The organism is Pseudonocardia sp. Ae331_Ps2 (assembly GCF_001932405.1).
Lineage (GTDB): Bacteria > Actinomycetota > Actinomycetes > Mycobacteriales > Pseudonocardiaceae > Pseudonocardia.
In genome coordinates this window covers 1645518-1662203 of the sequence record NZ_MCIM01000001.1, presented here as the reverse complement: position 1 = coordinate 1662203, position 16686 = coordinate 1645518, and the positions used below count along the sequence as shown (strand labels likewise).

At 74.7% G+C, this 16686-nt stretch carries 16 protein-coding genes; 3 read left to right on the top strand and 13 right to left on the bottom strand.

All coding sequences use genetic code 11. The annotated features are described in order from the left end of the window. Positions 1 to 248: 248 nt before the first annotated feature. The 8 genes from Ae331Ps2_RS33100 to Ae331Ps2_RS07780 all read right to left on the bottom strand — a co-directional run bounded on the left by Ae331Ps2_RS33100 (position 249) and on the right by Ae331Ps2_RS07780 (position 9525). Positions 249 to 1184, bottom strand: a complete 936-nt coding sequence (locus Ae331Ps2_RS33100) for an HNH endonuclease signature motif containing protein (protein WP_075309802.1) — start codon at positions 1182 to 1184, stop codon at positions 249 to 251. Beyond that, complete coding sequence (locus Ae331Ps2_RS07810) at positions 1181 to 1933, bottom strand: DUF222 domain-containing protein (protein ID WP_075309804.1); 753 nt, start codon at positions 1931 to 1933, stop codon at positions 1181 to 1183. The genes Ae331Ps2_RS33100 and Ae331Ps2_RS07810 overlap by 4 nt, the downstream gene beginning before the upstream one ends. Positions 1934 to 2384: 451 nt before the next feature. Beyond that, positions 2385 to 3014: a response regulator transcription factor gene (locus Ae331Ps2_RS07805; RefSeq protein ID WP_060715030.1), complete on the bottom strand. Its 630-nt coding sequence runs from the start codon at positions 3012 to 3014 to the stop codon at positions 2385 to 2387. Between the two features lie 368 nt (positions 3015 to 3382). Beyond that, positions 3383 to 4801, bottom strand: coding sequence for a GAF domain-containing sensor histidine kinase (locus Ae331Ps2_RS07800; RefSeq protein ID WP_083695331.1), 1419 nt, complete (start codon positions 4799 to 4801; stop codon positions 3383 to 3385). A gap of 22 nt (positions 4802 to 4823) precedes the next feature. Further along, positions 4824 to 6206, bottom strand: a complete 1383-nt coding sequence (locus Ae331Ps2_RS07795; protein WP_233147674.1) for an iron-containing alcohol dehydrogenase — start codon at positions 6204 to 6206, stop codon at positions 4824 to 4826. Between the two features lie 125 nt (positions 6207 to 6331). Next, a complete protein-coding gene (locus Ae331Ps2_RS07790; protein ID WP_020623613.1) occupies positions 6332 to 7447 on the bottom strand; it encodes an XdhC/CoxI family protein in 1116 nt (371 codons plus the stop codon). Next, a complete protein-coding gene (locus Ae331Ps2_RS07785; protein ID WP_083695329.1) occupies positions 7440 to 8621 on the bottom strand; it encodes a VWA domain-containing protein in 1182 nt (393 codons plus the stop codon). Before Ae331Ps2_RS07785 ends, Ae331Ps2_RS07790 begins: the two co-directional genes overlap by 8 nt. A gap of 10 nt (positions 8622 to 8631) precedes the next feature. Further along, positions 8632 to 9525: a MoxR family ATPase gene (locus Ae331Ps2_RS07780; protein WP_075309806.1), complete on the bottom strand. Its 894-nt coding sequence runs from the start codon at positions 9523 to 9525 to the stop codon at positions 8632 to 8634. Positions 9526 to 10100: 575 nt separating this feature from the next. On the opposite strand from Ae331Ps2_RS07780, the gene Ae331Ps2_RS07775 reads away from it, so the two are divergent. Then, on the top strand, positions 10101 to 10628 hold the full coding sequence (locus Ae331Ps2_RS07775) for a transglycosylase family protein (protein WP_249265217.1): 528 nt from the start codon (positions 10101 to 10103) through the stop codon (positions 10626 to 10628). A gap of 175 nt (positions 10629 to 10803) precedes the next feature. Here the strand turns inward: Ae331Ps2_RS07775 and Ae331Ps2_RS07770 are convergent, their stop codons facing one another. From Ae331Ps2_RS07770 to moaC, 3 genes are read right to left on the bottom strand one after another with little or no spacing between them, the layout of a single operon-like run. Next, positions 10804 to 11253 (bottom strand): molybdenum cofactor biosynthesis protein MoaE, encoded by a 450-nt coding sequence (locus Ae331Ps2_RS07770; protein WP_020623617.1) that lies wholly within the window; start codon positions 11251 to 11253, stop codon positions 10804 to 10806. Next, positions 11250 to 11732, bottom strand: coding sequence for a molybdenum cofactor biosynthesis protein B (locus tag Ae331Ps2_RS07765; RefSeq protein ID WP_075309810.1), 483 nt, complete (start codon positions 11730 to 11732; stop codon positions 11250 to 11252). Before Ae331Ps2_RS07765 ends, Ae331Ps2_RS07770 begins: the two co-directional genes overlap by 4 nt. Further along, positions 11729 to 12238 carry a cyclic pyranopterin monophosphate synthase MoaC gene (gene moaC / locus Ae331Ps2_RS07760; RefSeq protein ID WP_075309812.1) on the bottom strand — a complete coding sequence of 170 codons (510 nt, stop codon included), beginning with the start codon at positions 12236 to 12238 and terminating at the stop codon, positions 11729 to 11731. The genes Ae331Ps2_RS07765 and moaC overlap by 4 nt, the downstream gene beginning before the upstream one ends. Positions 12239 to 12692: 454 nt before the next feature. On the opposite strand from moaC, the gene Ae331Ps2_RS07755 reads away from it, so the two are divergent. Then, positions 12693 to 13298, top strand: coding sequence for a transglycosylase family protein (locus Ae331Ps2_RS07755; protein ID WP_020623620.1), 606 nt, complete (start codon positions 12693 to 12695; stop codon positions 13296 to 13298). A 72-nt stretch (positions 13299 to 13370) separates the two neighbouring features. Here Ae331Ps2_RS07755 and Ae331Ps2_RS07750 read toward each other — a convergent pair whose 3' ends face one another. Beyond that, positions 13371 to 13973 carry an NTP transferase domain-containing protein gene (locus Ae331Ps2_RS07750; RefSeq protein WP_020623621.1) on the bottom strand — a complete coding sequence of 201 codons (603 nt, stop codon included), beginning with the start codon at positions 13971 to 13973 and terminating at the stop codon, positions 13371 to 13373. 2 nt (positions 13974 to 13975) lie between these two features. Then, the gene (locus tag Ae331Ps2_RS07745; protein WP_020623622.1) at positions 13976 to 14158 is read right to left on the bottom strand and encodes a hypothetical protein; all 183 of its coding nucleotides are present in this window, start codon (positions 14156 to 14158) and stop codon (positions 13976 to 13978) included. Positions 14159 to 14284: 126 nt separating this feature from the next. On the opposite strand from Ae331Ps2_RS07745, the gene Ae331Ps2_RS07740 reads away from it, so the two are divergent. Then, positions 14285 to 16615: a helicase-associated domain-containing protein gene (locus Ae331Ps2_RS07740; protein WP_075309814.1), complete on the top strand. Its 2331-nt coding sequence runs from the start codon at positions 14285 to 14287 to the stop codon at positions 16613 to 16615. Positions 16616 to 16686: the final 71 nt, after the last annotated feature.

Sequence of the window (16686 nt, the reverse complement as noted above, 5' to 3'; positions counted from 1 at the left end):
GCCTCGGCGAGATCGTCACCGCGCTCCTCGACCGGGCGTGGCTTCCGGCGCCGCGTTCCGCGGAACGCGGTCCGGCGACAACTTTGTGCGGCCGCCGTCCAGCCCCTCGCACATGCGGCTTCCGCGCCCTCGCGCGCCGGTGTCTGCACCGGGCTCCCGCAGGCTCGGTGCGCCGCGGTCCGGGTCGGCTCCCCGGCCGTACCTGTGTCTGTATTCCTCTCCGGTTGTCCGGCGGAGTGCCTGCGGGTTCAGGCCACGGCGGTGGCCGTCGTGCCGGGCGGGAGCAGGGCGTCGAGGATCGGCTCGGGGTCGAGGCGATCGCCGTACCAGTCAGGGGTGAGGGTGCTGCGATCGATCCGCAGTCGGGCCCGCGTGTTCCGTTCGACGAGGGACTCGGCGCTGCCGTCCAGCGGTCTGCCCGTCGCCTCGACAGGGCTGCCGTCGGGCCGGTGGAACAACCAGCCCTCACCGGGCGGGCGCAGGACCAGGTACCCGTCGTCGTGCACGAGACGGTGGTGGAACGAGCAGAGCAGGACCAGGTTGTCGACGTCCGTCGGCCCGCCCCGCAGCCAGTGACGGACGTGGTGAGCATGGAGGTGACGGGTGTGGTGGCACCCCGGGAACCGGCAGGAGCCGCCACCGTCGGCGGTCAGGGCGGCGATCTGTGCCGGGCTCGCCAGTCGCCTGCTCCGACCGAGGTACATCCGGTTCCCGGTGCGATCGCTCAGCAGCACCTGGGCCCGGGCGTCGCAGGCAAGGCGCTCGGCGGTGCTCGCGGCGATCTCAGGCCCACCGGCGAGGCGTGCGGTGCCGGTCCCTGCGTCGACGACGACCGTCACCCGCGCCGAGCCCCGCTCCACCACCGCGGCGCCGGCCGCGCCGGGCCCGCGGACGACCAGGTCCACCAGAGCGTCGGCCCGCCGGGCCGCCAGCGAGTCGACGACCGCGCCCGGTGCCTGCTCTTCCGTGCGGCGGGCCTGTTCGTGGGGATCGACCCCGCCCCATCCCGCCCGCCGCCCCTCGCGTGCGGCCGGATCGTCGCTGTCGCTGTCGGTCGGGCCGGCGGGAGTCGGGAGCGCTGCGGCGACCCCGGCCTCGATCGCGGCGATCAGGAGGGCGCCGTTCTCGGGAGTGAGCCGGGCTCGTACGACCAGGGATCCGTCGACGTCGTGGTGCCAGCTCACCCGCGCCGGGCGGCGACGTCGCTCGGCGGCGCGCAGCGTCGACGCACCGCGCGGACGACGGTCTCGACATGGCTCGCGGTCCCGCCCAGGGCGAGGTCCAGGAGCACCTGCTCGGCGTCGGGCCCGGCCGCGGCACCGAGAAGGGCGACAGCCCCGGCGTCACCCTGCGGCTCCGGAGCGACAACGACGACCGCCGCTTCGCTCGCCGTGTCGTCGTGCGTAACCGTGTCGCCGCTGTCGGCGGGCGGCGTGGTGGTCTCCTCCGCCCTCTCGGCGTCCGGCACGCCGGAGCCGGCATGCACTCCCGGGTCGGCGTCGGCGTCGGGGTCGCTGCCGGGGTCCCGGAGCGGCTCTGTGGCGGGACCCATCGGGGACGGGGCGGTGACGCGGTCGAGGACCGCGTCCTCCGCGCCGACGAGGCGGGTGACGGCCCGGACCTTGGAGTAGGAGATCCGGCCGGCCGCGAACGCCTCGGTGATCCGGGGCAGCCGGGTCAGCGCGTGCGCGACGCGCAGGTGCTCGGTCGCGGTGCGCAGGCTCATCCCTGCCCGCCAGGTCAGCCAGTGGGCGCAGGACCGGACGCCGACCCCGCACCAGCCGCCGCGGTCGTCGAACTCGGCGAGCAGTCGCAGGAAGCGGCACTCGGCGGCGGCGATGTGGCCGGCGAGACCGAGGAGCTCGGACTCGAGGTCCGGCAGGCTCAGCTCACCGGCCGGCGTGGTCGTGGTCGTCGAGGCGGGCAGGGGCACGACACTCTCCTTCGTCGAACGTGTGTTCGAGACGAGTGTGCCGGGTGGGTCCGACAGTTTCGAGCCCGGCGGAGGACGGGGCCTGGGACGATCGCGTTCCGCGGAACGCGGCTGCTGGTCGGGATGCCGAGAGGTCGACGAAGCGGAACGGGACCCGTCGGCCCTGCCGACCCAACGGTCGACCAGGGCCAGGGCCAGGGCCAGGGCCAGGACCAGGACCGCGTTCCGCGGAACGCGATCGGGGCGGTGGTCGACCGGTCCGACCGGCGCTCCGATCTTGACCGATCGCGCTGCCGACCGCCCCGTGACGGCCGTCGAAAAGTCAGACCGCGTTCCGCGGAACGCACATCCTCGCGCCGTGCCGCCGTGCCGCCGTGCCGCCGTGCCGCCGTGCCGCCGTGCCGCCGTGCCGCGGTGTCGGGCGAGGGGCGGCGGCGGGGGGTGGGTGGTGTCAGAGGAGGCCGAGCTTGGTGGCTGCGTAGACCGCCTCGGCGCGGCGCGACACCATCAGCTTGCGCATCAGGTTGCCGACGTGGAACTTGACCGTCGTCTCGGAGATGAACAGCTCGGCGCCGATCGCGCGGTTGGACAGCCCCCGAGCCAGCAGGCGCAGCACGTCGAGCTCGCGGTCGGTCAGTCGTTCCCGGTCGGGCATCCCGCCGGAGAGCGACCGCACCATCGCCGATGCCGACCGGGCGTCGAACGCGCTCTCCCCGCGGGACACCGCGCGGATGGCGCGGACGAGTTCGGTGGTGTCGACGTCCTTCACCACGTAGCCGCGGGCACCCGCCTGCACCGACTCGACGACGAGACGGTCCTCGGCGAAGGTCGTCAGCACCAGCACCCCGATGCCGGGGTGGTCGGCGCACAGCCTGCGGCAGACCTCGAGACCGTCGGTCTGCGGGCCGGACGCCAGCTTGAGGTCGAGCAGCACCACCTGAGGCCGGCCGGCCGCGACGGCGGCGAACGCCTCCGGAGCGCTGCCGGCTTCGCCGACGATGCGCAGGTCGTCCTCGCGCTCCAGAACCGCGCGCAGCCCCTGCCGCATGATCGAGTGGTCATCGACCAGCACGATCCGGATCGGCGGTGCCGCGACGCTCGTGGAGCCGGAGCCGGAGCCGGAGCCGGGACCAGGGCCGGTGCGGGTCGCGGCGGTCCCGCCGGCCCCGTGCACCCCACCACCCGGCGGATTCCCAGCGCCCTGTCCGGATCCGCCCTGCCCGGGCGCGACAGCGCTGCCGACGGAGCCGCCCTGCCCGGGCACGACAGCGCTACCCGCGGAGCCGCCCTGCCCGGAGCGGCCGAGTCCGGAACCGCCTTGCCCGGGGCCAGGAGGCACACCGTCGTGGCCGGGGCCGCGACGGGTGCCGAGTCCCGCCCTGCCGTCGGCGGGCGCGGTGGGTGCCGGTGCGGCCCCGGGGCCTCCCGGGGCGGTCCGTGTGCCGCTGCTCATCCGAGCTCCTCCTGCCCCGGCGTCCCGATCGGGACGTCCACCTGCACCTGCAGCCCACCGATCCGCGAGCGGCGGAACCGCAGGGTCCCACCCATCTCGCGGGCGCGGGCGTCCATGTTCACGAGGCCGCGGTGCTCCCCGGAGGGGCCGCGGACCGACGCCGCACGCAGCGTGCGGCGGATCTGCTCGGGGGAGGCGCCGCCGTCGTCGGAGATCAACAGGCGGACGCGACCGCCGGCGTAGGCCAGCCGCACCACCGCCCGCGACGCCGAGGCGTGCATCGCCGTGTTGAACAGCGCCTCGCCGGCGATCCGGAACAGCGACTGCTCGTGCTCGTGCGGCAGCGGCACCGGGGCCCCGCCGATCGTCACCTCCACCCGCAGCTCGTCGGGCATGTGCACGGTGGACAGCTGGCGCAGCATCGACGGCAGGTCCTTGTCGGCGTGGTCGTCGTCGTTGAGCGCGTAGATCGCCGACCGCAGCTGCTCGACGGCCCGCCGGGTCAGGTCCTTGGCGGTGTCGAGGTGCTGGAGCAGGTCCGGATCGGTGATCTCCGACCGGCACAGCTCGATGTGCATCCCGGCCGACAGCGCGTACTGGGTGACGCTGTCGTGCAGCTCGCGGGCGATGCGGTGCCGCTCGTTGTCGAGGACCTCCCGCTGGCGTGCCGCGCCGAGCGCCTGCTGGGTGAGCATCAGCTCGTCGTTGCGGACACGCAGGTCCTCGGCCTGGGCCGCGGTGCGCGCGTGCAGTCGCTCGGCCCGCTCCAGCAGCGCGCAGTTCTGCAGCGCCGACGCCGTCTGACCGGCCAGGATGCGCAGCACCGAATGGTCGGTGTCGTCGATGTGGCGTTCCGGCGGCGTCCACGCGACGAACCCGCCCACGGTGCGGCCGTCGAGCCGGATCGGGACGTGCAGGTGCCGGGGGCGCTGGTCGTCGTGATGCCGGTCGTCGTGGTGCTGGTGCTGGTGGTCGTCGTGGTCGTGGTGGCCGTCGCCGGCGTGCAGCCGTTCCACGTGCCGGCGCACGCGCTCGGGCACCGACGCCAGGTCGGCCCACTCGACGCCGTCCGGCCCGAGGACGACGTGCCGCGGCGCGGCGTCGGGCAGCTCGCCGTCGACGAGCCCGAGCACCACCCAGTCCGCGGACAGGTGGTCGGCCGCCGCGTCGGCGACCGCGCGGACCAGCGCCTCGGAGCCCTCCATAGTGCGGACCAGCGCGGCGGAGATCCGGTCCAGCGCGACGATGACCCGGCGCAGCCGTTCGGCCCCCTCGCGGTACTCCGAGTAGAACGACGGCTTGCCCGTCCGCAGGCCGGTGAGCTGGTCGAGGTCGGGCCGGGCCCGACCCGCGGCGGCCGGCGACGAGGACGGGGCGGGTGTGCGGCGGCGCGGGAAGCGGGCGGCGGCGGTCACCGCGTGGGCCTCCGCGACGGCGTCACAGCGCCTCCCGGAACAGGTCCTCGATCTGCTCCACGCTCGCCGTGCGCGGGTTGGTGGTCAGACAGGCGTCGCCGAGGGTGAGCCGGGACAGTCGCGGGACGTCGGCCTCGCGCACCCCGATGGCGGCGAGCCCGGTCGGGACGCCGACCTCGTCGGCCAGCTTGCGGACCTCGGTCGCGACCATGTCCACGGCCTCGTCGCCGGGCATCCCGGGCCGGGCGGGCAGCCCCATGGCCTGGGCGATCGGGACGAAGCGCGCCGCGTCGGCGTCGGAGGCCGAGCCGTTGAACCGGATCACGTGCGGCAGCAGCACGCCGTTGATCAGGCCGTGCGGCAGGTCGAGCATGCCGCCGACCTGATGGCTCATGGCGTGCGTGGCGCCGAGGATCGCGTTCGTGAACGCCAGGCCCGCCTCGAGCGCGGCCTGCGCCATCGCGGAGCGGGGGCCGTCGTCGTGGCGGCGGATCATCGTGGTCGGCAGGTTGGCGTGGACGAGTGCGACGGCGTGCAGCGCGTGGGTGTCGGTCAGCGGGCCGTGGGCCAGCGACACGAACGCCTCGATGCCGTGGGTCAGCGCGTCCAGGCCGGTCGCGGCGTTGAGCCAGTCCGGCATGGTGACGAGCAGCCGCGGGTCGATCACCGAGACGTCCGGGACCAGGGCGCGGCCCATGATCGTGATCTTGGTGAGGCGCTCGGTGTCGGTGATGATGCAGAACTGGGAGACGTCGGCGCCGGTGCCCGAGGTCGACGGCACCATCACCAGTGGAGGGATCGGGTTGGCGATGCGGTCGATGCCCTCGTAGTCGAGGATCGTGCCGCCGTTGGCCGCGAGCAGGGCGACGCCCTTCGCGGCGTCGATCACCGAGCCCCCGCCGATGCCGATCACCACGTCACAGCCGGAACTCTCGTAGCGCTCGAACCCGGCCTGGATCTCGTGGTCCTTCGGGTTCGGGGTGATCTCGTTCCACAGCTGGGGCCGCAGACCGGCGGCGCGCAGGTGGCGCAGGAGCTCGGCGGGCCACCCGGCCTCGGTCACCCCCGGGTCGGTGACGACGAACGGGCGCCGCGCCCCGAGACGCAGCGCGGCGTGGGCGGTCTCGGGCAGCGAGTCGGGCCCGAACACGATCTCCGGCGCGTGGAACTTCGACAGCCGCGGTCGCGGCTCCCGCGGGCACTGCGCCGCGCGGACCGTGTACCCCTCCTCGGCACCGGCGCCGCCGGTCTCGCCGTCGAGCACCAGCACCGTCTCCCGCGGCACGGCGCGGTCCGCCCCGTGCCCGGGGACGACGGTGCCTGCCTGACCGGTGAGGACCACGCTGCCCTCCTCCTGCTCCGTGATGGTCGACGGCCCGCCCCGGACGGCGGGCGGCTCGGTCACGAGCGTGTGTCCCACGGTACAGGGACACCCCTCTTTCCCGGCCTCTCGATCGGCGGGCGGCGCGCGGAGCCGCAGGTCGGCGGCGAGCACGTCACGCCGCGGACCTGGCCGAAAGCGGGGGGATGTCAGGAGGCGTGGATGGGCCCCTCGCGCTCGGCCAGCCGGATGCCCTCGCCGCCCCAGTGCTGGGCGATCATCTCCGCGGCGATCGACACCGCGGTCTCCTCCGGGGTGCGGGCGCCCAGATCCAGCCCGATCGGCGACGACATCTTCGCGATCTCGGCCTCGGTCACGCCCCGCTCGCGCAGGCGCTCGAGCCGGTCGTCGTGGGTGCGTCGCGAGCCCATCGCCCCGATGTAGCCGACCTCGGGCAGCCGCAGCGCCACCTCCAGCAGCGGCACGTCGAACTTCGGGTCGTGGGTGAGCACGCACAGTGCGGTGCGCTGGTCGATCCGGCCCGCGTCCGCCTCGGTCTGCAGGTAGCGGTGCGGCCACTCGACGACGACCTCGTTGGCCCCCGGGAAGCGGCTCGCGGTCGCGAACACCGGCCGGGCGTCGCAGACGGTCACCCGGAAGCCGAGGAAGCTGCCCATCCGCGCCACCGCGGCGGCGAAGTCGATCGCCCCGAACACGATCATGCGGGGCGGCGGCGCGAACGACTCGACGAAGATCTGCAGCCCCTCCCCACGACGCTCGCCGTGGACGCCGTAGGTCAGCGTCGCGTTGCGGCCGGAGTCGAGCAGGCCGCGGACGTCGTCGCGCACCGCGTCGTCGATCCGGTCCGATCCGGTGCCGCCCTCGGTCTTGTCCGGCCAGACGATCAGCCGCTTGCCGAGCAGCTCCGAGGGGCCCGCGACGACCGTGGCCACCGCGACCGGGTCCTCGTCGCGGATCGCCTCGGCGATGCGGCCGAGCTGCTCGTAGGTCTCCGGGGTCACCTTCTCAACGAAGATGTCGAGGATGCCGCCGCAGGTCAGGCCGACGGCGAACGCGTCGTCGTCCGAGACGCCGTAGCGCTGCAGGACCGGTCGTTCCTCGGACAGCACCTGCTGCCCGAGCTCGTAGACCGCGCCCTCGACGCAGCCGCCCGAGACCGAGCCGACGGCCTCGCCCGCCGGGCCGACGAGCATCGAGGCCCCCGGCTGGCGCGGTGCGGACCGGAAGGTCCCGACCACCGTCGCGAGCGCGGCCGGCTCACCCTTGCGCCACCAGCCTTCGAGCTGGTCGATCACGTCACGCATTGCGCACCACCTCGAGCAGTTTCTCCAGCGTGTCCAGGCTGTGCCCGGCCAGCAGGTCGTCCAAGTGCGGAAGGGCCGCGACTATTCCCCCCTGGACCGGGGCGTAGCCGTCCTTGCCCGCGTGCGGGTTGACCCAGACGAGCCGATGGGCCAGCCGGGACAGCTGCTCGGCCTGGGTGCCGAGCAGCTCGGTGCCACCGCGCTCCCAGCCGTCGGAGAACACGACCACGACCGCCCGGCGGGCCGCCCCGCGGCGTCCCCAGCGGTCGACGAAGGCCTGCAGCACCTCGCCCAGCCGGGTGCCGCCCGACCAGTCCGGGATGGCTCTTCCCGCGGCGCGCAGTGCGTGCTCGGGGTCGCGCAGCCGCAGCTCACGGGTGATCCGGGTGAGCCGGGTGCCCAGGGTGAACGCCTCGACCGAGCGCGGCGAACGACGGACGACGACGTGGGCGAAGCGCACGAGCGCGTCCGCGTAGGGCTCCATCGAGCCGGACACGTCGATCAGCAGCACGACCTTGCGCGGCCGGCGCGAGGTGTCGCGCCGGGCGAGCCGGAAGATCTCGCCCTGGTTGCGCAGCGCCGCGCGCAACGTGCGCTGCGGGTCGGCCTCACCGTGCCGGTTCCGTCTGCGCCGCCGCGACGCCCGGGTCGGCGGCTCCGGTCTGAGCAGGGTCATCAGCCGGCGCAGGTGCTCGCGTTCGGCGGGGGAGAGCTCCCCGACGTCGCGGTTGCGCAGGATCTCCGCACCGGTCGCGGCGGCCTTGATCTGCGGGCCGTCGGCGTCGTCGGAGTCGTCCTCCCCGCCCTCGCGGCCCGGCAGCAGTGCGGCCAGCTTCGGCGGTGCGGGCGGGCGGTCGTCGCGGTTGCTCGACGGACGGTTGCTGGTCGGCTCGAACCAGGACGGGAACGCCAGGTCGTACCGGACGATGTCGTCGGGGTCGGCGCACAGCGTCAGCCGGCCGGCCCAGTACGCCTGGTCCCGGTCGGTCACGTCCAGGGTGTCGAGCGCCTCCAGGTAGGCGGTCACCCGGTCCTGGGTGACCGGCACCCCGGCCGCGCGCAGGACCTCGGTGAACCCGACGAATCCGGTCAGCAGCTCGTCGGTGGTGCCGGTGGGCTCCGCCGCGGGCGGCCGGGGCGGGGCCGCCGGGGACGGGCTCGGGGGAACGGTCATCGCGGCCGGGTCAGGACGCCAGCAGGGTGTCGAGCTGCTTGTGGACCTGGTCGGCGTCCTCCCGGTACTTGAGGACGGCGCCGAGGGTGCGCGCCGCCGACTCCGGGTCCAGGTGCCGGGCGCCGATCAGCTGCAGCGCCCGCGCCCAGTCCAGGGTCTCCGCGACGCCCGGCGGCTTGATCAGGTCGGTGTGGCGCAGCTTCTGCACCGCCCGCGCGACCGACGCGGCGAGCCGCTCGGGCACCTCGGGCAGCCTGCTGTGCAGGATCTCGATCTCGCGTTCGATGTTCGGGTGCTCCAGCCAGAGGTAGAGGCAGCGGCGCTTGAGCGCGTCGTGCACCTCCCGGGTCCGGTTCGAGGTGAGGACGACGACCGGCGGTGTCGCGGCGCGCACCTCCCCGAGCTCCGGGATGGTCACCGCGTGCTCGGTGAGGACCTCCAGCAGGAAGGCCTCGAACTCGTCGTCGGCGCGGTCGATCTCGTCGATGAGCAGCACCGACGGGCTGGTGCGCAGCGCCTGCAGGATCGGGCGGGCCAGCAGGAAGCGCTCGTCGTAGAGACCTGCCTCCACCGTGTCGGGGTCGAACCCGTCGCGGCCGCTCGCGGCCTCCAGGGTGCGCAGGTGCAGCAGCTGACGGGGGAAGTCCCAGTCGTAGAGGGCCTGACCGGAGTCGATGCCGTCGTGGCACTGCAGACGGATGAGCGGTGCGTTCAGCGTGGCGGCCAGTGCCTGGGCCAGCGCGGTCTTACCGGTCCCCGGCTCGCCCTCGCAGAAGAGCGGACGGTTCATGCGCAGGGCGAGGAAGGCCGCCGTCGCGAGACCGTCGTCGGCGAGATAGCCGGTCGCGCGCAACGCGTCGGCGAGCTCGGCCGGGCTCCCGGGGCCGGGTGCGGTGTCGTTCACCGAACCAGCATGCAGGACGAGCGGTGAACGAGGCCACAGCAGGAGGGCCCTCCTCCCCGCGCGGGCGGGTCGAGCACCTCGCCCTGAGGACGAACGAGCGGCCCGGAAGGTTCGAGTTGCTTCCGAATCAGAAATGTTCATGACCGCGTGATAGGTCCGTGATGTGACGTCGTTGACCAGTGCGTTTAGGGAGAATCTGATAATTACACGCTTGTTGCAGTGATTCCGCTCACGGGCCCCTTCGTTGACGAATTCTTTCCGCCCATTCACCTTTCTGTCGGTCGGTCCACCGGATCGGCCACCTGAACGAGCAACACATCCGGACCCGCCGCGCCGAACCACCCCCGTCCCGCGGCTGTCCGGTCCGTCGAGGAACGGAACGGGACGGGGACGAGAGAGACCACCTCCGCGGACGTCATGGACGTCGCTCCCCGGTCCCGATCGACGCACCCGCGACGACACGGCGGGCACACCTGTGCCCAGGGGACCTCCTGTGCGGAGTGTGTGTGTCCTCGGGCCGGCGCGGTGGGAGCGAAACGATGACCAAGGGACCCAAGGGCCGAAGTCTCCTGCGCATGGCTGCGGCGGGTGTCGTCGCGGTCGGTGCGACGGCTGCGATCGCCGGCACCGCCAACGCTGCCCCGGACAGCGTCTGGGACCAGCTCGCCCAGTGCGAGAGCGGCGGCAACTGGTCGATCAACACGGGCAACGGGTACCACGGCGGGCTGCAGTTCTCCCCGTCCACCTGGGCCGCCTTCGGTGGTTCGGGTTCGGCGGCCAACGCCAGCCGCGCCGAGCAGATCGCGGTCGCCGAGCGGGTGCTGGCCGCGCAGGGCTGGGGCGCCTGGCCGTCCTGCTCGAAGAAGCTGGGCATCACCGGCTACTCGGCCGACACGAGCAAGCGCGTGAAGGCGTCGGCCCCCGCCGCGTCCGCGCCGAAGAAGGCCGCCGCCCCGGCCGCCGGTGGGTACACTGTCAAGGCTGGCGACACGCTGAGCCGGATCGCGGCCGCGCACGGCACCTCGGTGGCGAAGCTGGCCGCCGCGAACGGCATCGGCAACGTGAACGTGATCAGCGTCGGTCAGGTCCTGAACCTCGGCTGATCCCGCCGACCGTCCCCGGACCGCCATCCGGGACGGACGGCACGGGGCGCGCGGTGTCCCCAGCACCCGCCCCGGCGGACGACGGCCCGGGGTCCCCTTCCCCTCGTGGGGAGGCGGACCCGGGCCGTTCCGTCGTTCCGGGGGTGCGCCGTTGTTCCGGGGCGCGCAGCCGGGCTCAGGTGGAGTTGACCCACTCGTCGGAACCGTCGGCGAACCGCTGGTGCTTCCAGACCGGCAGCAGGCGCTTCACCTCGTCGACGAGCTCGGCGCAGGCGGTGAACGCCTCCCGGCGGTGCTCGGCGGCGACGGCGCAGGCGAGGGCCACCTCGCCGATGTCGAGCGGGCCGACGCGATGGCTCACCGCGAGCGCCCGGACGCCGGGGGAGTGCGCGGCCACCTGCTCGGCGACCTCGGCGACGATCCGGGCGGCCGTCGGGTGCGCGCTGTACTCCAGCCCGTGCACCGACTTCCCGCCGTCGTGGTCGCGGACGACACCGGCGAAGGTGACGACCGCGCCGGCGGCGGCGTGCTCGACCAGGCGGGCGTGCTCCTCGACGTCGAGCGGCTCCTCGCCGACGGCCGCACGCAGGACCGTCGCGGTCCGCGTGGTCGCGGGATCGGTCATCGGTGGTCTCCTCCGTGCAGCTGGTCGACCGCGTGGTCGAGGACCCCGGCGAGCACGCCGAGGCCGTCCTTCACCCCGCCCGGGGAGCCGGGCAGGTTGACGATCAGGGTGCGGCCCGCGACCCCGGCCAGGCCACGGGAGAGCACGGCGGTGGGGACCTTCTCCTCCCCGGCGCGGCGGATCGCGTCGGCCAGGCCCGGGATCTCGTGGTCGAGCACGGCCCGGGTGACCTCGGGGGTGGCGTCGGTGGGGGAGATGCCGGTGCCCCCGGTCGTGACGACGACCGCGACGCCGTCGGCGACGGCGGCCCGCAGCGCCTGCCCGACCGGCTCCCCGTCCGGTACGACGACCGGGTCCGGGGTGTCGTAGCCGCGTTCGCGCAGCCAGGCGACGATCGGTGGCCCGCCGCGGTCGGTGTAGACGCCCGCCGCGGCGCGGTTGGAGGCGGTGACCACCCGGGCGGCGCGTGCGGCGGTCATGCCCCGCGCTCCCACGGGCCGGTCTTGCCGCCCTCCTTGCGTTCGACGCGCACGGCGTCGAGCACGGCGCCCGGGTCCACGGCCTTGATCATGTCGTGCAGGGTGAGCCCGGCGACGGCGACCGCGGTCAGGGCCTCCATCTCCACCCCGGTGCGGTCGGTGGTGCGGACCTCGGCGCGGATGGCGACCCGGCCGGCGTCGCCGTCGGTGGCCGGCGCCAGGTCCAGTGTCACCCCGCTGATCGCGATGGGGTGGCAGAGCGGCACGAGGTCCGGGGTGCGCTTGGCTCCCATGATCCCGGCGATGCGGGCGGTGGCGAGTGCGTCGCCCTTGGGGAGGCCGTCGGTCTCCAGCAGGCGCACGACCTCGGCCGTGGTGTGCACCGTCCCGGTGGCGACGGCGGCGCGGCGGCCGGGCTGCTTGTCCGACACGTCGACCATCCGGGCCGCCCCGGCGTCGTCGACGTGGCTGAGCGCGGGGTCGGGCCGGCGGTGCTCGGTGGTCACGCCCCGACAGTACGGGGGTCTCGGCGGGGTGGCCCTCGCCACTCCGCGTGCCCGAGGAGGGGCCTCCGGATGGAGCAATGGATGTGATCTGTATCACGTTTGTGGAACTGATCGAACCGTTTGTGCGAACGTTTCCGGTTCGTGATCGGGGCTTGTCACCTGCGCAAACGCGAGACCTGGCCATCGGGTGTCCGGTACGTCCGACGCCACGCCGTGTCGCCGTCGACTTTCGCGTCGCTCTGACGTGACCTACCTTCGGTCCCGGCTCGGCCGACTCCCCCATGCGGCCGGGCTCCGGTGCCGCAACGCTCCCTGTCCGGCGGTCACCGGCCCCCGAGGTATCGGTGTGGGACAGGGCCGATCGTCAGACGGATCGGTGGCCGCTCCCCCGGCTGCCGGTACGGGCACCCACTCCCCGGGTGCGGTTCGGGTGGCGTCACGCGGGAGACCTGCCATGCCTCGTTACCGTGGGAAACACCGTAAACCGAGCACCGCCGGCCGCACGATCGTCCGGACCGCCGTCGCCGGTGCCGTCCTCGGCGCCCCGATGCTGACCGTCGTGGGCACCGCGAACGCCGCCTCCGACTCCACCTGGGACTCGCTCGCGCACTGCGAGAGCACCGGGAACTGGGCCGCGAACACCGGCAACGGCTACTACGGCGGCCTGCAGTTCAGCCCGAGCACCTGGAAGGCCTACGGCGGTGGCGAGTACGCCGCGTCGGCGCACCAGGCCACCCGGGCCGAGCAGATCGCCGTCGCCGAGAAGGTCCTGGCCGCCCAGGGCTGGAACGCCTGGCCGTCCTGCTCGTCCAAGACCGGCGCATCCGGGTCCGCCACGCCGCGGACCCTGGAGACCGACGCCGGCACCCGGGCCCCGGAGCGGGTGAAGGCCAGCGCCCCCGCGGCGTCGTCCGGCGGCACCTACACGGTGAAGTCCGGCGACACCCTGGGCAAGATCGCGGCCGCGCACGGCATCGCGAACTGGAAGAACCTGCTGTCCAAGAACCCGGGCCTCGGTGCCGGGCACCTGATCACCCCCGGCCAGGTCATCAACATCTGACCCCGGCACGACGATGCCCCGGCCCCTCGCGGAGGGACCGGGGCACGGGTGTGTCGGGGCCGGTGCGGCGGCTCAGGTCCCGGCGAGGCGGCGCAGCTGCCCCGGGGTGTCGACGTCGTCGGGGACGGCGACGTCGCCGCACTCGACCAGCTCCACATCGGAGCGGCCGGCCAGGTAGTCGCGGGCGCCGGAGTCCCCGGAGGACAGTGCGACGACGCCCGACCAGTGGTCCCGGCCGATCAGGACGGGATGTCCGGGGACGCCGTCGAACGCGGCCCGCCGCAGCGACGACGGTCCCGCACCCTCGGCGACCCGGCGGATCGCCTCCGGCCCGATGCCCGGCAGGTCGACCAGGTGCACCAGCGCCGCGCCGGTGCCGGGCAGGTGGGTCAGCGACCCCAGCCCGCGCCGCAGCGACGCGCCCATGCCCTCGTCCCAGTCCTCGGCGACCACGACACCGACGTCACTGCCGTCGGTGCCCAGGCCCGCGCTGCGCAGCACGTCGGTGACGTCGTCGGCTCGGGCGCCGAGCACGACGGTGACCGGGCCGCACCCACCCGCCTGCAGCGCCTTGACCGCCCGCACCGCGAGCGGCTCGCCGTGCAGACGGACCAGCGCCTTCGGGGTGCCCATGCGGCGTCCGGCGCCGCCCGCGAGCAACAGACCGGCGACCACGGTCAGCGGTTGATCTCGGTGACCGGGTGCTCGTAGGGCACGCTGGCGACCGGGAACTCGATGTCACCGAACGGCGACATGTTTCCCTGGACGCTGCCCAGGAGCTCGGTGACCGGGTGGTCGCCGTCCTCGGAGTGCGGCCACTCCGGGTGGATCCGGTCCTGCTTCGCGGGCTTGGCGGCCATCGCGTCCTCCAGCGTCGTCGTCCGGTCCCGAGCGGGACCGCGGCAGTGTCCTGTGTCCAGTATCGCGGACGCGGGCGCGGCTGTCCGCCCCGGTGCGCCCGCGATCGTCCGACTACCCTGGCGACGATGCAGACGTCCCTGGTCGAGTGGTTGCGCGGGCAGGACGACGGGTTCCTCGCCGCGCTGCTGCGCGCACGTCCGGACCTCGCCGTCCCACCTCCCGGCGACCTCACCGTGCTCGCGACCCGCGCCTCGATCCGGGCGTCGGTGCAGCGCGCCTGCGAGGACCTCGGCACCGTGGCGCTGACCGTGCTGGACGCGCTGGTGCTGGCGACGGCGTGGCGGACCCCGGTCGACGCGACGACCCCCGGCGCCGGCCTGCGCGGCTGGCTCGGCCCCGACGTGGACGAGGCCACCGTCGCCGAGGGACTCACCGCGCTGCGCGACCGCGCGCTGGCCTGGGGCCCGGACGACGCGGTGTCGCTGGTCCCCGCGGCCGCCGACGTCGTCGGGCCGTGGCCCGCCGGGCTCGGCGCCCCCGCCACCGGTCCGGCCGCGAGCTCGGAGCTCGACACCCTGCTCGCCGGGGTGGGCGAGGACGAACGCAAGGTCCTCGACGTCCTCGCCCAGGGCCCGCCGGTCGGCCGCTCCCGCAACGCGAACGGCTCCACCGGACCGGTCGGGTCGCTCCTCGACAAGGGGCTGCTCGTGCGCCGCGACGCCGACACCGTCGAGCTGCCCCGCCAGGTCGCGCTGGCCCTGCGCGGCGACCGTCCGATGGGGCCGCTGGACCTGTCCCGGCCGGACGTCCCGCTGCGCGCCAGGGAGACCTCGGTGGTCGACGGCACCGGCGCCGGGGCCGCACTGGAGTTCCTGCGCCGCACCGACCTGCTCCTGGAGTGGCTGGCGCGGGAGTCGGTGCCGGTGCTGCGGTCGGGCGGGTTCGGCGTCCGCGAGCTCAAGCGGGCGGCGAAGGCGGCCGACACCGACGAGCCGACCGCGGCGCTGATTCTGGAGGTCCTGTACGCCGCGGACCTCGTCGGGGCGACCGAGTCGGTGACCCCGGAGTGGCTGCCGACCACCACCTGGGACGTCTGGGGCACCGGCCCGGAGGAGTCCCGCTGGGCGGTGCTGGCCCAGGCCTGGCTGGAGCTGCCGCGGCTGCCCGGGCTGGTGGGGCGCCGCGACGAGACCGGCAAGCCGATCACCGCCCTGTCCGACGGGCCGCGCCGTCCCCCCGCCGCGCGGGACCGCCGTCGCGTCCTGGACGCGCTCGCCGATCTCGCACCCGGCACCTCGGTCGGGTCACCGGAGGACCTGGCGCGGCTGCTGGCCTGGCACGCCCCGCGCCGCGGCGGCCGGCTGCGCGACGAGACGGTCGGCTGGACCGTCGCCGAGGCCACCGCGATCGGCGTGGTCGCCCTCGACGCGCTCACCACGGCCGGACGGGTGCTGCTCGACCCGGCCCTGCGCCCGGACCCGGCGCACCCCACCCGGCACCCCACCGAGCTGGCCGCCGCACTGCACGCGGCGCTGCCCGCCCCGGTGGAGGAGATCCTGCTGCAGGCCGACCTGACCGCCGTCGCACCCGGGCGGCTGTCGGCGAACCTCGCGCACGAGCTCGCGATCCTGGCCGAGGTCGAGTCCGCGGGCGGCGCCACGGTGTACCGCTTCACCGAGCGCAGCCTGCGCCGGGCACTGGACACCGGCCGTACCGCCGACGACGTCCGCGCGATCCTCGAGGCCCGCTCCCGCACCCCGGTCCCGCAGACCCTGACCTATCTGGTGGACGACGTCGCCCGCCGGCACGGCAGGCTGCGCGGCGGGGCGGTCAGCTGCTTCCTGCGCTCGGACGACGAGGTGCTCCTGTCCGAGGTGCTCGCGCACTCCGCGGCCGAGGAGTTGGGGCTGCGCCGGATCGCCCCGACCGTCATGGTCAGCTCGCTGCCGCTGGCCGAGGTGCTCGACGGGCTGCGGGCCGCCGGGTTCAGCCCGGCCGCCGAGGACGCGGGCGGTGCCGTCGTCGACCTCGGGCCGAAGGGGCGGCGCACCGAGCCGCGGCTGCGGCGCGGCACCCGCGACGCCGGCCGGGTCGTCGACCGGTCCCCGACGAACCGGGCCGAGGAGCTGGTCGAGCGACTGCGGGCGGGGGACCGCCTGGCCGGGGTGCGCGACAGCGTCGCCGGGCGGCGTGAGCTCACCGGCGCGACCGGGAACCTGGCGTCGTTGCAGGAGGCCGTGCGCGAGGGCCGGACCGTGTGGATCGGCTACGTCGACGCCCACGGGGTCGCCGGGGACCGGGTGCTCGCGCCGGTCTCGGTCGGCGGCGGCTACGTCGAGGGCCGCGACGCGCTCGACGGCGAGCTGCGCCGGATCCAGCTGCACCGCATCACCTCGATCGCCCCGGTCGACGCCGGGGCGGAGCAGCCGGCCGGGCGCGACCAGGCCCGGGGCTGAACGGGTCCCCTCGCGGGAGGGACGCGCTACCGCGACGGCGCCGGCACGGGATGTGCCGGCGCCGCCGTCGG

Coding starts and splice junctions, on each gene's coding strand:
- Ae331Ps2_RS07790 (WP_020623613.1), bottom strand. CDS start 7,447: ATGCGTGACGTGATCGACCAGCTCGAAGGCTGGTGGCGCAAGGGTGAG.
- Ae331Ps2_RS07785 (WP_083695329.1), bottom strand. CDS start 8,621: ATGACCGTTCCCCCGAGCCCGTCCCCGGCGGCCCCGCCCCGGCCGCCC.
- Ae331Ps2_RS07775 (WP_249265217.1), top strand. CDS start 10,101: ATGGCTGCGGCGGGTGTCGTCGCGGTCGGTGCGACGGCTGCGATCGCC.
- Ae331Ps2_RS07770 (WP_020623617.1), bottom strand. CDS start 11,253: ATGACCGATCCCGCGACCACGCGGACCGCGACGGTCCTGCGTGCGGCC.
- Ae331Ps2_RS07765 (WP_075309810.1), bottom strand. CDS start 11,732: ATGACCGCCGCACGCGCCGCCCGGGTGGTCACCGCCTCCAACCGCGCC.
- Ae331Ps2_RS07755 (WP_020623620.1), top strand. CDS start 12,693: ATGCCTCGTTACCGTGGGAAACACCGTAAACCGAGCACCGCCGGCCGC.
- Ae331Ps2_RS07745 (WP_020623622.1), bottom strand. CDS start 14,158: ATGGCCGCCAAGCCCGCGAAGCAGGACCGGATCCACCCGGAGTGGCCG.
- Ae331Ps2_RS07740 (WP_075309814.1), top strand. CDS start 14,285: ATGCAGACGTCCCTGGTCGAGTGGTTGCGCGGGCAGGACGACGGGTTC.